The organism is Pseudomonas defluvii, from assembly GCF_001695625.1.
Classification (GTDB): domain Bacteria; phylum Pseudomonadota; class Gammaproteobacteria; order Pseudomonadales; family Pseudomonadaceae; genus Aquipseudomonas; species Aquipseudomonas defluvii.
Window position 1 is genome coordinate 33,414 of record NZ_MBPN01000020.1, and the last position, 14,376, is coordinate 47,789.

At 59.6% G+C, this 14,376-nt stretch carries 18 protein-coding genes; 9 read left to right on the plus strand and 9 right to left on the minus strand.

The window, feature by feature from the left end; genetic code table 11:
• The first annotated feature begins 44 nt into the window (after positions 1–44).
• The 5 genes from cydP to EKA13_RS08090 all read left to right on the plus strand — a co-directional run bounded on the left by cydP (position 45) and on the right by EKA13_RS08090 (position 3,452).
• The gene (gene cydP, locus EKA13_RS08070; protein WP_065758868.1) at positions 45–254 is read left to right on the plus strand and encodes a cytochrome oxidase putative small subunit CydP; all 210 of its coding nucleotides are present in this window, start codon (positions 45–47) and stop codon (positions 252–254) included.
• Positions 251–1,816, plus strand: coding sequence for a cytochrome ubiquinol oxidase subunit I (locus EKA13_RS08075; RefSeq protein ID WP_065758869.1), 1,566 nt, complete (start codon positions 251–253; stop codon positions 1,814–1,816). The genes cydP and EKA13_RS08075 overlap by 4 nt, the downstream gene beginning before the upstream one ends.
• Positions 1,817–1,826: 10 nt before the next feature.
• Positions 1,827–2,966, plus strand: coding sequence for a cytochrome d ubiquinol oxidase subunit II (cydB, locus tag EKA13_RS08080; RefSeq protein WP_065758870.1), 1,140 nt, complete (start codon positions 1,827–1,829; stop codon positions 2,964–2,966).
• A gap of 74 nt (positions 2,967–3,040) precedes the next feature.
• On the plus strand, positions 3,041–3,157 hold the full coding sequence (gene cydX, locus EKA13_RS08085; protein WP_065758871.1) for a cytochrome bd-I oxidase subunit CydX: 117 nt from the start codon (positions 3,041–3,043) through the stop codon (positions 3,155–3,157).
• Positions 3,147–3,452 (plus strand): cyd operon YbgE family protein, encoded by a 306-nt coding sequence (locus EKA13_RS08090; RefSeq protein ID WP_065758872.1) that lies wholly within the window; start codon positions 3,147–3,149, stop codon positions 3,450–3,452. Before cydX ends, EKA13_RS08090 begins: the two co-directional genes overlap by 11 nt.
• On the opposite strand, the gene EKA13_RS08095 is transcribed toward EKA13_RS08090, so the two are convergent.
• From EKA13_RS08095 to EKA13_RS08105, 3 genes are all read right to left on the minus strand, one after another.
• Positions 3,449–3,718, minus strand: a complete 270-nt coding sequence (locus tag EKA13_RS08095; protein ID WP_065758873.1) for a metal-sensing transcriptional repressor — start codon at positions 3,716–3,718, stop codon at positions 3,449–3,451. The two genes, EKA13_RS08090 and EKA13_RS08095, sit on opposite strands and share 4 nt — an antisense overlap.
• Positions 3,719–3,876: 158 nt before the next feature.
• Positions 3,877–4,356, minus strand: coding sequence for a sterol desaturase family protein (locus EKA13_RS08100; protein ID WP_065758874.1), 480 nt, complete (start codon positions 4,354–4,356; stop codon positions 3,877–3,879).
• A gap of 64 nt (positions 4,357–4,420) precedes the next feature.
• Positions 4,421–4,810 carry a hypothetical protein gene (locus EKA13_RS08105; RefSeq protein WP_065758875.1) on the minus strand — a complete coding sequence of 130 codons (390 nt, stop codon included), beginning with the start codon at positions 4,808–4,810 and terminating at the stop codon, positions 4,421–4,423.
• 177 nt (positions 4,811–4,987) lie between these two features.
• Between EKA13_RS08105 and EKA13_RS08110 the strand changes: the two genes are divergently transcribed.
• The 3 genes from EKA13_RS08110 to EKA13_RS08120 all read left to right on the plus strand — a co-directional run bounded on the left by EKA13_RS08110 (position 4,988) and on the right by EKA13_RS08120 (position 6,591).
• Complete coding sequence (locus EKA13_RS08110) at positions 4,988–5,647, plus strand: M24 family metallopeptidase (protein ID WP_065758876.1); 660 nt, start codon at positions 4,988–4,990, stop codon at positions 5,645–5,647.
• A 16-nt stretch (positions 5,648–5,663) separates the two neighbouring features.
• Complete coding sequence (locus tag EKA13_RS08115; RefSeq protein WP_065758877.1) at positions 5,664–5,930, plus strand: hypothetical protein; 267 nt, start codon at positions 5,664–5,666, stop codon at positions 5,928–5,930.
• A 124-nt stretch (positions 5,931–6,054) separates the two neighbouring features.
• The gene (locus EKA13_RS08120; RefSeq protein ID WP_371917184.1) at positions 6,055–6,591 is read left to right on the plus strand and encodes a sn-glycerol-3-phosphate transporter; all 537 of its coding nucleotides are present in this window, start codon (positions 6,055–6,057) and stop codon (positions 6,589–6,591) included.
• A 15-nt stretch (positions 6,592–6,606) separates the two neighbouring features.
• On the opposite strand, the gene EKA13_RS08125 is transcribed toward EKA13_RS08120, so the two are convergent.
• From EKA13_RS08125 to EKA13_RS08140, 4 genes are all read right to left on the minus strand, one after another.
• Positions 6,607–9,183, minus strand: coding sequence for a sensor domain-containing protein (locus tag EKA13_RS08125; protein ID WP_065758878.1), 2,577 nt, complete (start codon positions 9,181–9,183; stop codon positions 6,607–6,609).
• A gap of 390 nt (positions 9,184–9,573) precedes the next feature.
• Positions 9,574–9,963 (minus strand): lysozyme inhibitor LprI family protein, encoded by a 390-nt coding sequence (locus tag EKA13_RS08130; protein ID WP_065758880.1) that lies wholly within the window; start codon positions 9,961–9,963, stop codon positions 9,574–9,576.
• Positions 9,964–10,141: 178 nt separating this feature from the next.
• Entirely contained in the window at positions 10,142–10,723 is a 582-nt protein-coding gene (locus tag EKA13_RS08135; protein WP_065758881.1) for a hypothetical protein, read from the minus strand.
• A gap of 86 nt (positions 10,724–10,809) precedes the next feature.
• A complete protein-coding gene (locus EKA13_RS08140) occupies positions 10,810–11,187 on the minus strand; it encodes a YkgJ family cysteine cluster protein (RefSeq protein WP_065758882.1) in 378 nt (125 codons plus the stop codon).
• 142 nt (positions 11,188–11,329) lie between these two features.
• Here EKA13_RS08140 and EKA13_RS08145 point away from each other — a divergent pair, with 142 nt between their 5' ends.
• A complete protein-coding gene (locus tag EKA13_RS08145; RefSeq protein ID WP_065758883.1) occupies positions 11,330–11,809 on the plus strand; it encodes a GNAT family N-acetyltransferase in 480 nt (159 codons plus the stop codon).
• A gap of 53 nt (positions 11,810–11,862) precedes the next feature.
• On the opposite strand, the gene alaC is transcribed toward EKA13_RS08145, so the two are convergent.
• Both alaC and EKA13_RS08155 read right to left on the minus strand, forming a co-directional pair.
• Entirely contained in the window at positions 11,863–13,095 is a 1,233-nt protein-coding gene (gene alaC / locus EKA13_RS08150; protein ID WP_065758900.1) for an alanine transaminase, read from the minus strand.
• Positions 13,096–13,218: 123 nt separating this feature from the next.
• A complete protein-coding gene (locus EKA13_RS08155; RefSeq protein WP_065758884.1) occupies positions 13,219–14,349 on the minus strand; it encodes a hypothetical protein in 1,131 nt (376 codons plus the stop codon).
• Between the last annotated feature and the right edge of the window lie 27 nt (positions 14,350–14,376).

The following is a 14,376-nucleotide window of genomic DNA, read 5'->3' on the forward strand; positions in this document are numbered from 1 at the left end:
GAACGTCGTCGCAATGCCCGCCTGATCGACCTCGGAGTCACAGCGTGCCCAACGATGCCCCCAAGTCCCCATGGCGAATCCCGCTGGTGCGGGAAATTGGCATCATCCTCGTGGTCAAGCTGGTCATCCTCTTCAGCATAAAAGCCATCTGGTTCAGTGAACCAACGGTGCCGGTCAACGGCAGTGCGCGCTTCGACGCCCACCTATTCGGCACGCCACCCCCTTCGCAACTCACCGAGGAGAAACCGAGATGATCTCGGAATCCGTAGTCGATCTGTCGCGCCTGCAATTTGCAGTCACCGCGATGTACCACTTTTTGTTTGTGCCCTTGACCCTGGGGCTGGCGTTTCTGCTAGCCATCATGGAGTCGGTCTATGTCATGACCGGCAAGCAGGTGTACAAGGACATGGTCAAGTTCTGGGGCAAGCTGTTCGGGATCAACTTTGCTCTGGGGGTAACCACCGGGCTGACGATGGAATTCCAGTTCGGCACCAACTGGGCTTACTACAGCCACTATGTGGGGGACATCTTTGGTGCGCCGCTGGCCATCGAGGGGCTGATGGCGTTCTTCCTCGAATCGACCTTCATCGGCCTGTTCTTCTTTGGCTGGGACCGCCTGTCCAAGGTGCAGCATTTGGCCGTGACCTGGCTGGTAGCGATTGGCTCGAACATGTCGGCGCTGTGGATTCTGATCGCCAACGGCTGGATGCAGAATCCGGTCGGCGCGGAGTTCAACTACGAAACCATGCGCATGGAGCTGACCGACTTCGGCGCCCTGCTGTTCAACCCGGTGGCGCAGGTCAAGTTCGTCCACACCGTGGCGGCCGGCTATGTCACCGGGGCGATCTTCGTCCTGGCGATTTCCAGCTACTACCTGCTGAAGAAGCGTGACCTGGGCTTCGCCCGCCGCTCCTTCGCCATCGCCTCTGCCTTCGGCCTGGCCTCGATCCTCTCGGTCATCGTGCTGGGCGACGAGTCCGGCTACGAGATCGGCGACGTACAGAAGACCAAGCTGGCGGCCATCGAGGCCGAGTGGGAAACCCACCCCGCGCCGGCCGGTTTCACCCTGTTCGGCCTGCCCAACCAGGAGGAAATGCGTACCGACTACGCGGTGAAGATTCCCTACGCGCTGGGCTTGATCGCCACCCGTTCGCTGGATACCGAGGTCAAGGGCATCAAGCAGCTGGTGGCCGAGCATGAGCTGCGCATCCGCTACGGCATGCAGGCCTACGCGCTGCTGGAGCAGCTGCGTGGCGGCGACAAGAGCGCCGCGACCATTGCCGCGTTCGAGGCGGTCAAGCAGGACCTTGGCTACGGCCTGCTGCTGAAGAAGTACACCGCCAAGGTGGTGGACGCCAGCGAGGCGCAGATCAAGCAAGCCGCGCTGGACACCATCCCCAACGTGTTCAGCCTGTTCTGGACCTTCCGCATCATGGTCGCCTGCGGCTTCCTCATGCTGGCGCTGTTCGCCTGCGCCTTCTGGGCCTCGGCGCACAAGAACGAGGAGCGCAAGCCCTGGCTGCTGAAGTGGGCGCTGCTCAGCCTGCCGCTGCCATGGATCGCCGCGCAGACCGGCTGGTACGTGGCCGAGCATGGCCGCCAGCCCTGGTCCATCGGCGAGGTGCTGCCCACCCACCTGTCCGCTTCCAGCCTGTCGGCCGGCGACGTGTGGGGTTCGCTGACCGCGCTGATCGCCTTCTACAGCCTGCTGCTGGTGGTGGAGATGTACCTGATGATCAAGTTCGCCCGCCTCGGCCCGTCCAGCCTGCACACCGGGCGTTACCACTTCGAACAACAGCAGCCGGCCGCCGCCTGAGGAGACAACCATGTTCGACTATGAAAGCCTCAAGCTGATCTGGTGGGTGCTGGTTGGCGTGCTGCTGATCGGCTTCGCCCTGACCGACGGCTTCGACATGGGCGCCATGGCACTGATGCCCTTCGTCGGTAAAACCGACAATGAGCGGCGGGTGGCGATCAACACCATCGCGCCGCACTGGGATGGCAACCAGGTGTGGTTTATCACCGCCGGCGGCGCACTGTTCGCCGCCTGGCCGATGGTCTATGCGGTGGCGTTTTCCGGGCTGTACTGGGCCATGCTGCTGGTGCTGTTTGCCCTGTTCTGCCGGCCGGTAGGCTTTGACTACCGCAGCAAGCTGGAAAACCAGAAGTGGCGCAACGCCTGGGACTGGGCCCTGTTCACCGGTGGCGCCGTACCGGCCCTGCTGTTTGGCGTGGCCTTCGGCAACCTGTTTCTGGGCCTGCCGTTCCGCCTCGACGAGTTGATGCGCTCCAGCTACGAAGGCTCGTTCTTCGGTTTGCTGCACCCGTTCGCCCTGCTCGCTGGCGTGGTCAGTTTGAGCATGCTGAGTATGCACGGCGGGGCTTGGCTGATGCTGCGTACCGATGCCGATCTGCATGCACGGTCCCGCGTGGCCACCCGCTTGTGCGCCCTGGTGTACCTGACGGCCTTTGCCGGTGCGGGCGCCTGGCTGGTAGCCTCGATTCCTGGGTTGACCCTGGCCGATGGGCTCAACACCGGTGGTGCGATCAACCCGCTGAGCAAACAGGTGGCGGTGGGTAACGCCGGCTGGCTGGCCAACTACAGCCACTACCCGCTGACGATCATCGCCCCGGTGCTGGGCTTTGCCGGCGCGTTGCTGGCCCTGCTCGGTGCCCAACTGAACCGCGCGGGCGTGGCCTTCCTCGGCAGTAGCCTGACGATTGTCGGCACCATCTGCACCGCCGGCTTTGCGCTGTTCCCGTTCGTGTTTCCATCGAGCCTCGATGCCGCCTCCAGCCTGACGGTATGGGACGCGGTCTCCAGCCAGAAGACCCTGGGCATCATGTTCATCGTGGCGTGCATTTTCGTGCCGCTGATCCTGGGTTACACACTGTGGTGCTACACCCGCATGTGGGGACGCCTGACCAACAAGACCATCGAAGCCAACCCTCACGGGCTGTATTGATCCGAGCCTGTTCGGCGCAGGTCTGCCTTGCGCCGAACAGCACACCCGCCGCCCAACGCGGCAAGGAGAACATCATGTGGTACTTCACCTGGATACTCGGCGTACTGTTGGCCTGCAGCTTCGGCATCATCAACGCCCTGTGGCTGGAAACCCACCAGAACCTTGATGAAGAGGTGACGGGTGACCAGTAAGCCCCGTCCTTGGCTACAGCGCGGTTACAGCCGCGCTGTGTCGCTGCTGCTGGCGACACCGTTGACGTTGATTTTCCTGATCCACCCGGCGGTGATGCTGGACGCCGATGGCCACTACAGTCACCGGCTGATCATGCTGAGCATGCTGGGTATCTCCAGCGGCTTCATTCATGGGGTGGGTTTTGACCCGCAAAGCCGGCTGTGGCGCAGTGTCTTCCATCCCCTGCTGGGATGGCTGCTGATGGGGCTGGGCTATGCCATCCTCTGGCAAGCCCGTGTTCAAGCCGTGGCTTAGGTGTACTTGGTAAAGATGGCGCGAACCTGGGCGAGTTTTTCCTGATTGCTCTGTTCAGGGCTGAGGATCGCGTCTTCCACCAGGCACACCAACATTTCCTGATAGGCCTTGTCGAGGGCCTTGCGTGCCGCACTAAACTGCTGGGCAACCGCTTCACACTCATCACCGCGCGTGATCATTGCCTGGATGCCGCGAACCTGCCCCTCGACGCGGGCCAGCCGCTTGAGGATGGCATCCCTGCTCTTTGATTCTTGTTGTTTTATCATGTCTGAACTCTGTAATACGCCATAAGGTCGATACGCTGCTCTCCCTGAGCAACCCTTCAGGTTTTCTCCCGTGAATAACGCTGTTCGTAGTGGGTCGCATTTTCGGCCCGCCACTTTGCATGGCCGACAGTAACGTATCCAGCAAACGAAACCTGGTCTCAGGTCAACGCTTTGCCATTCAGGTGTCGCTCGCGCAGTTGCTGTTTCAGCCGCCGCACTGGCGGGGCATAGAGAAACCCAAACGACACGCTGTTTTTCCGGCCTTTTATCGCGTGGTGCATCAGGTGGGCGCGGTACAGCCGCTTCAGGTATGGATGGCGCGGCCTGGGTCGCACCGGCCAGTGGCGGTGCACGATGCCGTCATGGATGACGATATAGATCACACCAAACGCTGCTACGCCGGCACCGATCCACTGCAGCGGGTCATGGCCGGCGTTGCCCTCTGCGATCAGGCCGACGGCCACCAGTGCGAGGGCCAGCAGGTAAACGTCGTTGGTTTCCAGGGCGCCCAGGTGTTTTTCATGATGGGACCGGTGCAAAAACCAGCCCCAGCCATGCATGACGTACTTGTGCGCCAGGTAGCCGACACCTTCCATGGCCGTCAGGGTACAAAGGAATATCGCGAGGTGGGCAATCATAGGAAACAGGTGGCTCGGTAAACGTCGGCGTCAGGGTATGTGAACACTGGCCGACGGTCTAGGCTCACGGCTTGGAAAGCATTTCCCGATGCTTGCGCAGTTGCTCGATCATCTGCTCCATGTGTGCAATGGCCTTGTCGACTTTTTCCACGGAGTCGAGGTTCATCATGGGGCCTTGGTTCATCATCGAACCCTGGTTCATCCCCCCCATCATTTTGCCACCGCCCATGCAGCCGCCCATTTCGTACATGCCGTTACCCATGGCCTGCTGGTGAGCCTTCATCATTGCCTGACGCTCTTCAGGGGTTTTGCTGGCCATCCAGCGTTCGTGCATTGTGCGCATTTCGGTCATGTGCTGCTGCCACTGCTGGTCTGCGTCAGGCGGCGTTTGCGCGCCGACACCACAACTGACCAGTAACAACGCCAAACCAACAACGGGGAGTGATCTGCTCATGTTCAAACACCTTAACGGGTGGAGGTCGTTGTTTCACTCTAGGCCAACGTGCCCACTTGCGCTTGACTTGCATCAGGCAGATAGACACTTCGAGCACCTGGCCAAAAAAGCCGTCGCACCCAGCGCTATATAGATATTAATATAGCGAAACACCCTTATCAGGAAAGGAAGCCCTGCATGAACGCACAAGCCAAGGAAGCCGTGGGCGAGGTCTACGACATCGAGGCCATGAAGTACGCGCAAGCCATGACCTGGCGTGCGATCGACACGCTGTCGGCATTGATCCGTCCCGGCATGCGCGAGTCCGAGGCTATTGCACTGGGCAAACAGGTGCTCGCCGAGTTGGAGATGCAACGCATCTGGCATCCGCTGTTGGTGCGTTTTGGCAGCAACACCCTGAAGATGTTCAAGGAGCGCTCCGAGGGTGACCCGGTGCTGGGTGAAGACGATATTTTCTTCATCGACATGGGTGCGGTATGGCACGGGCACGAGGGCGACGCCGGGGCAACCTTCACCACCGGTACGGATGCGCAAATGGTGGCCTGCGCCGCTGCCGCCAAAACGCTGTTCGACACGGTGCAACAGCGTTGGGCCAATGAGCGCGTCGCGGGGCAGGAACTCTATCGCTACGCCGAGGAGCAAGCCGAGGCCATGGGCTGGCGCTTGAACCTGAACATCAAGGGCCACCGTGTCAGCGATTTCCCGCATGCGATCTACCGGGGAGGCGACCTGGGGGATTTCGAGCGCTGCCCGAATGCCGGCCTGTGGATCCTTGAAATCCAGATTGCCCACCCCGAAAAGCCTTATGGGGCATTTTACGAAGACCTGCTGGCCTGACACCCAGAACACAGGTATGAACGAGAGAACCTACCCTTATAAAGCCTGGCTGCTGACACGCAGCTTTCAGCCCCTGGAGATAGAGTTGGTCGCCAGGGGCTACATTGGCAGTGCGTACGATTGCACCGAAGCCGGTCGCAACTACCACATCGAGGACTTGTACCCCTCGAAAGAGGCCGTCATCGCTTACGGTGAAAGACGCTTGGCGGAGCTGGCCGAAGAACTGGCAAAACAGAACCTCAACCTGGAAAAACGGCGCTGTGAACTGCTACGGCACAAGTGATCGCCAAACGCACTGAAGTGGCGTAATCAAGCGGTCGCGCTAGAGTGAAATGCGACGCTCTCTGCTCGGCGATCAACAACCGCGCTGCCTTGTCCCAGACAGGCTTCACGCGCAAGGAACCGCGATGATTCCAGCTACCGCCTCCCTCCTCAGGCCGGCCTTGCCTTGCCCTCGCCGCCTGAAACCCGCCTCTCGTTATGCCAGACGGCTGGGTGTACCGCTGCTGATGCTGGCCGTGTGCGGCACCAGCATGGCGGCAGAAAAGAAAGACTTCTGGTACCTGCAGACCAGTGCCTATACCAAACACTGGAGCTACGACCCCGAACACAACAACAACCAGGAGCTGATCGGCCTGGAACGCAATTATGCGGATTCGACCCTCTGGGGAATCACGACATTTCGTAACTCATTCTATCAACGCTCGTATTACGGCTACGTGGGAAAAACCTGGGAAAACGACACCTGGCCAGTGTACGCCAAGCTCACCGGTGGGTTGATCTACGGCTACAAGGATGACTATCAGGACAAGATCCCGCTGAACCACCTGGGGATCGCCCCGGCAATCGTCCCTTCAGTTGGTGCGCATTTGGGCCCGGTGGGCGCGGAAGTGGTACTGCTCGGCACGGCGGCGATGATGATCAACGTCGGCTACCGCTTCTGAGCACAACAGGTCGCATCACAGGCCCCCGGCGCTGCTCCCCAACCATTCCGCCAACTGTTCGGGAGGCAACGGGCGGGTGAACAGGTAGCCCTGCCCCACTTCGCAACCTTGAATCTGAAGCAGCGCACGTTGCGCTTCGTTCTCCACACCTTCGGCTACCACGGTGAGGTTCAGACTCTCGCCAATGCGAATCACTGCGCGGGTCAGGGCCTGTGCGGCCGTGTCGTGCTCCATGTCATGGACGAAGCTCTTGTCCAGTTTGAGGGTGCTCAACGGAATGCGCCGCAAGTAGCTCAAGCTGGAATAACCGGTGCCGAAATCGTCCATCGCCAACTCAATGCCCAGCGCATGCAATTCGTGCAGGTTGAGCATGATGCTCGGGTTGGGATCGAGCATGACGCTTTCGGTAATTTCCAGGGTCAGGTCATGGGGCTGTAGTGCGTATTGCTTGAGCGTGTCGATGATCTGCCGTGGCAGGTCGCGGTTATGGAAGTTGGTCGCTGACAGGTTCACCGATACCCCCGGCACCACCAAGCCCTCGCGGCGCCATTGAGCCAGTTGCCGACAGCTTTGCGTGAGCGCCCAATCGCTTAGCGCGCCAATCAAGCCGGACTCTTCAGCCAGTGGAATAAAGCGGGTCGGCGACACATGGCCAAAGACCGGGTCATGCCAGCGTGCCAGCGCCTCAACCCCCAACAGGGCGCCCGTCTTCAGGTTCACCAATGGCTGGTAGTGCAGTTGCAGGCGCTGCCCCTGCAAGGCATTGCGCAGCGCGATTTCGAGGGTGAGGCGTTCTTGAGCAAGCTGGTTCATGTCGTTGCTGAAGAAACTGAAGCGACCACGCCCGTGGGTTTTCGCCTGGTACATGGCAAGGTCGGCACAATGCAGCAGGGTTTCCATATCCTGACCGTCATCCGGGTACTGGCTGATGCCAATGCTGGCGGACGGCATCAGGGTAATACCACCGATGTCACAGGGCATGGAAATCAATGCCTGCAGGCGCTCTACGGTATCGACAGCCTGGGCGGCGGTACAGGGGTTGAGGACGATGACGAACTCATCGCCCGACCAGCGCCCGATGATCTCGCTGTTGTAGGCATCGCTGCGCAAGCGCTCGGCGATCAGGCACAGCAGGTCATCGCCCGCCGGATGACCGAAGGAGTCATTGACCTGCTTGAAGCGGTCAAGGTCGATGAACAGGACAGCCAGCGACTGATGGTTGCGCTCGGCGCTGGCAATCGCCTGGTCAGCATTGGCCAGCAGCAGATTTCGGTTGGGCAACCCGGTGAGGCTGTCGTAGAACGCCAACTGACGGATCTTCAGGCGCGCGCTATCACGCTCCAGGGCCAAGGCGCACAGGTGGGTACAGATCTGCACCAGCCGCTTGTGAAACTCACTGGGGTCGCGCACTTCCCGATAATAGAAGGCGAAGGTACCAATCACCTGGCCTGCGCTGGTTTTGATCGGTGTCGACCAGCAGGCGCGCAATCCCAGAGGCAGTGGCAGGTGTTTATAGGGAGCCCAGAGCGGGTCGTTTTCAATATCACGCACGTGTACCGGCGAACCGATAAAGGCAGCCGTGCCACAGGAGCCGACATCGGGGCCAATCACCACACCGTCCAGCGCGCGTGCGAAACTCTGCGGCAGGCTTGGGCTGGCCAGCGGGCGCAGCATGCAGTGTTCATCGACACGCAGAATCGAGGCAACCACCTCGGGCGCAATGCGCTCGACTTCGTTGCAGATCAGCGTCATCACTTCGGCCAGCGGTGCCTCACCCGCCATCGACTCCAGCGCCTTGCGCTGCAGCACTTCATGGATCTTGGCATCGGTGAGGTCGTTGACCACGCAGACGACGTGACTGAACGCACCCTGCCCATCAACAATAGGGTTGACCCGCAAGGCGCACAGCAGGGGCTGTTTATGCTTGCTGTAAAGCAGTTCTTCACTGCTGTAGGAGTTCCCGGTGTCCAGGTGTTCAAGCACCTCGCTCAAGGGCGTGATCTGGGCCTGCAGGCTGTTGAACAGTTGCATGAGCGGCTTGCCGAGCAACTCCTGCGGCGTGTAGCCAAACAGCCTGTGCACCGCGTCATTCGCAAACAGCACACAGCCCTTGTGATCCGCCAGCACCAGCGCATTGTGCGAATGCTCGGCAAACAGCGAGATCAGCCGTGTACGCTCGTGTTCAAGGTGCTCCTGCTCGACACGGGCAGTGACATCGGCCGCGAACTGGACCACTTTGGCCACTCGCCCATCAGCCGCGAAGACCGCTTTATAGGTTGCGGCCAACCACAGCTGGCGACCATCAGCACTCGTGTACGGGTACTGGCCGCTGATGGCCTGCCCGTTCCTGAGGCTGCCCCATAGCCGATCACACGCCGAGACATCGCTCAGGCTGCTGGCGTATAGCATTCGATGGTGAAGGCCGCAGAGTTGCGCAGGTGAATAGCCGAAGAGTTTCAGGTAGAGGCCGTTGGCAGACAGCAGGGTGCCGTCGGGTGAAAACTCGGCAATCGCCAACGAGTCATCAAGGATGCTCAGCAGCGCCTTATGTTCCAACGTCGGGGGCAAGGGTTCGCTCGACAACAGGGACATGGCTGACCTTCTTTCCATAGAGCAACTAAACACTTGACCCGGCCGCTACCCATGGGGATAACCGTGGCGTACAGAATTCTAACAAACTCAAAAACACCATCATATTGCCATCATCCTTTTGCCCCTTATCAAAGTCAATAAGTAGCAACGCCAAGCAGCCGTTCAAGCGCTGCATGGGCCACGCTGCACGGGCACGGCACACCGTGAACTTCACCCTGATAAAAGCCATTAAACGATTCATCAAAGATGGTATGTGCTGTTTCAAACAGGCATAACTACTGCGTTGCCGGAGTATGTTCCAAGGCCTGCAACTATACCCCGGAACATATATGACTGTTTGCAGATCAGTTGATGCATGCAACACCGCTCATCTGCCAGGGTCAAGCACCATTATGGCCCAAGCAACGTGGCCAACTCATCTGCCCGCTCCTTGGTCATGCGCAGGGTACACGCTGCACCATTGAGTATGTCCATGGTGCCGCCGGTAAGGGTGTAGTACATACCGCAGTTGGCATCACGGTATTTGATCCATGCACGCTGAGCATCACGCAATTTGCCTTGCTGGGCAGGTTCCAGGCCGGCCATGGCGGTTTTATAGCCTTGGTTCAAGCGAGCGTCCTGGCGCTTGATCTCGGCGCCGCTGCATTCATTCATGGTGGAGGTGACACCGCCGGAGGCATCCATGCACTGGCTGTACGCCGCCGAGTAGCCGTCTTTCGCCAGCACCGCTTGCGTCGTTGTACACAGCAATAGCGCGGCGCAAAGGGTCGTTTTTTTCATGTTCTAGGTCCTTGGGAACGTCAGCAGATCGACAGAAAGACGCAGCATGCAGGCCGGACAGCGCCAAGACAATGGGAAGCATTGCCCCCTTGGGTGGCCTATTTGCAGGCGCAACGGCTGATGGCGCGATACGCCTGACTACACAGCCGTGCCTGATCGTGGTCGGTAGAGTGGTGGTTCAGTGGGGCACCTCAGCCAGCCGTTGAGGCGCCATGCTGTCCTCGGCAGATACCGTCTGGCGCTCGACCTTTACCTGATGCAGCGGCCCAAGGTTGCCACTGGCCCAGAACACTGTGGCACTCAGTGCGATCAGAAGCAGCCAGTCGAGCAGGCGCCAACGGGGTATTTCGACACCTTTTCGTCGCTGCCAACAATGCCAGCCCTGCCCTGCGGCAAACACTGTAAACGCGGCGAGCCAGAGGTAGTAGCCCCAACCAAACCCGGCCACACGGGCAAAATCATAGCTATGGTTGTCCGGCACCCGGCTTATCCACAGGCAGGAAAGCGCCAGCCCCCAGGCCGCCAGGGCTATGACTAACGCCAACCTCGGCCAGCGCCGTCGACACAACAAGGCCAGAGCGAGCAACGGGTTGGCGAACCAGCCATAGAGCTCGAAAATAACGCCCCACCAGCCGGCAATCAGCAAATGCATCGCCGAAAACGCGCTGCCCGTATTCAGCTCAAGGGCATCGAAAAACAGGCTGCAAAGGAACAGCATCAAGCTGATCGAGAGGTAACTTGGGCGCACTGTCATATCCATTTGACCGTTTCAAAAGTGCGCCACCCTAAGCGATCACGCCGCTCGACGCTTGTATTTTCGAGCTGTTACGCACAAAGCCAGACGGCTCAGGCGGCAGAGGCGCCGTCATCGTCTGGCCAGCTCGGCTCGTTGGCTTCCAGCGGTGGCAACCCATGGGCCGCCCGCGCCTTATCGCAGGACGGATTGGGCTGGCCATTGACCCAGGCCGCATCAAACTCACGGCAAGGCGTTGAGCGTTGTTCATACAGCGAGCAACTGACCGCCTTGCCCACTTCACCCTCAAGGCCGATGCAACGGCTGGGCTTACACCCTGTGCCCAGCATGGCAACACGGCTAGGGCTGATCTGCTCGACCAACTCGTCGGGCACCAGCCCGCCAGCCGAGCTGCATTCACCCCAGAAAAAAGACACACGGAAATACGCGCAGCAGGCACCGCAATTCAAACAAGGATTGTTTTCGGACATGATGGGGAACAGGGGGGAGGAATATCGTTATAGGGAGAAACCCGAGCAATATTCTATGCTTCGCCCAGTATTTGAACAGTGGGCGCCAACATTAAATTCGCGTTCCCGACAAACTGCTATTGCCCGGCCAAGGAGGCCTTTGATGTCGTTGACTCACCGCCCTGTTGTCGCTGCTGATCTCGCACTGCTCTGCTCCTTCCCACAAGGCCCGGAAGAGCTCTACTTCATGTTCCCGAAAGCCTCGTTTCCGTTGACCGAGGCACAGTTGCAAGCCTCCATTGATCAGCGCGCCAACTCAACGGTGGTCGAGTTGAATGGGCGGGTTGTCGGCTTCGCCAACTTCTATGAATGGGAACGAGGCGGGCGCTGTTCGATTGGAAATGTGATTGTCGACCCGGCAGCCCGGGGCCAGGGTGTAGCCCGTTACCTGATCGAACAAATGATCGCGATGGCACGGGAGCATTACCAGGCCAAGGACGTGGAATTGTCCTGCTTCAACCAGAACACCGCCGGCCTGTTGTTGTACCCACAGTTGGGCTTTGTGCCCTACGGGATCGAAGAGCGCAGCAATCAGCGCGGTGAGCGGGTGGCGTTGGTGCAGATGCGCCTGCAGAGGGCTTGAGTATCACAGGCAAGCCTGCCCCAACCGTTGTGGGTGCAGGCTTGCCTGCGATCTTAATCGCGGGCTGGCTTGGTCGCTTTCGGCAGTTCCAGGCCGTCTGCGCGGAACATCTGGCGAATACCACGCAGTGCCTGACGGATACGGTCCTGGTTCTCGATCAGGGCGAAACGCACGTGATCGTCGCCGTAATCACCAAACCCGATGCCTGGCGATACGCAGACCTTGGCCTCGGCCAGCATTTTCTTGGCGAACTCCAGCGACCCCAGGTGCGCATACGGCTCGGGGATTTTTGCCCAGACGTACATCGAGGCCTTGGGGTTTTCAACCATCCAGCCAATCTCGTGCAGGCCTTTGACCAGCACGTTGCGCCGCTGCCGGTATTGCTCGGCGATGTCGCGCACACACTGCTGATCGCCTTCCAGAGCGGCAATCGCCGCGACCTGCAGCGGTGTGAAGGTGCCATAGTCGTGGTAGCTCTTGATCCGCGCCAGGGCATTGACCAGCTCCGGGTTACCGACCATGAAGCCAATCCGCCAGCCCGCCATGTTGTAGCTTTTGGACAAGGTGAAGAACTCCACTGCAATGTCCTTGGCACCCGGCACCTGCATGATCGACGGGGCTTTCCAGCCGTCGTAGACGATGTCGGCGTAGGCCAGGTCGTGAACCACCAGCACGTCGTACTGTTTGGCCAGTGCCACCACGCGCTCGAAGAAGTCCAGCTCTACGCACTGCGCGGTCGGGTTGGACGGGAAGCCGAGAATCATCATCTTCGGCTTGGGGATCGACTCGCGAATCGCCCGCTCCAGCTCATTGAAGAAGTCCACGCCCGGCACCAACGGCACGGAACGCACCTGGGCGCCTGCGATCACGGCACCGTAGATATGAATCGGGTAACTGGGGTTGGGCACCAACACCGTGTCGCCATGGTCGAGGGTGGCAAGCATCAAGTGCGCCAGACCTTCCTTGGAACCAATGGTCACGATGGCTTCGCTCTCAGGGTCGATGTCGACCTCGTAGCGTTCTTTGTACCAACGCGAGATGGCGCGGCGCAGGCGTGGAATGCCGCGGGATGTCGAATAGCCGTGGGTGTCTTCACGCTGGGCAACCTGCACCAGTTTCTCGACGATGTGCGGTGGCGTAGCCCCATCGGGGTTGCCCATGCTCAGGTCGATGATGTCCTCGCCACGACGGCGTGCAGCCATCTTGAGTTCGGCGGTGATGTTGAAGACGTAAGGGGGGAGACGATCAATGCGCGCAAAGCGGCGCGGCGAACCTTGGTCAGCCATGGCTTCCTCGAAGACGTAAGCGCCCGGAACCGTCCGAGCGACGTTGGCCACTGCGGTGGCCGAGGCAAACAATAGAGCGCCAAGGTCACCGCTGTCCAGAGCTACCGAAGAAAATTGTGTGGCTTAACAAATGTCTTTGTACGCCCCGTCATGCCACTCCAGCGGCGTGGCCAAGCCGGATTTGGGGCTCAGGTGGCTACCCTGAATCGAAGAAAACGGCACACCGTTACTGCCCAGGCTCACCGCTCGCTCGTTTTTATCCGATTCGGTGATGAGGGTATAAGAGTGCTTGCGCATGGCCTGATAGCGCGGGTCGTGGTCGTTCAAGACCTTGTGATGCACCTTCAACTGCCCTTCATTCAACTGCAGACGCTTGCTCAACGAGGTGCCCCAACGGGTCAGGCAGGTTTCCGCGAAATGCCGCACGATCAACCCCGGCTCGGCCAACGCCTTGTCCCCCGAGGCACCGTCGGCAGCGGCATTGCCCACCAGGGTAGCGTGTCGGCCCGGCATCGGGTACACGCATGTACGGGTGCTGCTGGCGGTCTGCGGAATGACACAAGCAAAGCCTTTGGAGCGCTCGTCGCGTGCGTAGAACGCTACATACTCCTTCACGTTCGCTGCCAGTTTTACCCGGTTATCCTGGAAATTGAGCAAGCCAGGTACCGGGTCGATTGCAAAGATATTCACCGGTATGTGCTTGAGCGCTGCGTCGTTGGCCATGGCGTTGGCCAGCATATGGCAACTGATGCCACCACGGCTCCAGCCAACCATGTTCACTTGGGTAGGGATGACGCCGTTCTTGCGGAAGGTCTTGATGATCTGTTCCTGCAACTGCTGTGGTGTAACGTCACGCTTACCATAGCTATAGCGACGCCAGAACCAGGAACCACTAGCCTCAAGGTCCTTGATCGGAACACCGGCGGCTTTCAGCTGGTTGTACTCCTGCTCGGTCAAATCCTGACGCTGCCAATCGCAGCGGCCTTTGATGATCTGCAGTGCATGACCTACGTTTTCATCCCAACCTCTGCCAAACAAGGTGCCGGTCATGCCGTACGCCTTGTTTTCGACAAACATTTCATCCGCCTGCAGGTTGCCGCTTCCTGGGCCATCAATGATGATCCAATCAGCAAACTCCCGGCCCTGCGTGTTAGAGGCCAGCGTCGACACCAACTCACCATCCCAGAAATTGGGGTGAAGGTCGTCAAAGCGATGGGAACCGGTACCACAAAAATACACTGTCAAAATGCTCATGCTGCCAACTCGATCTGATTGAAGATG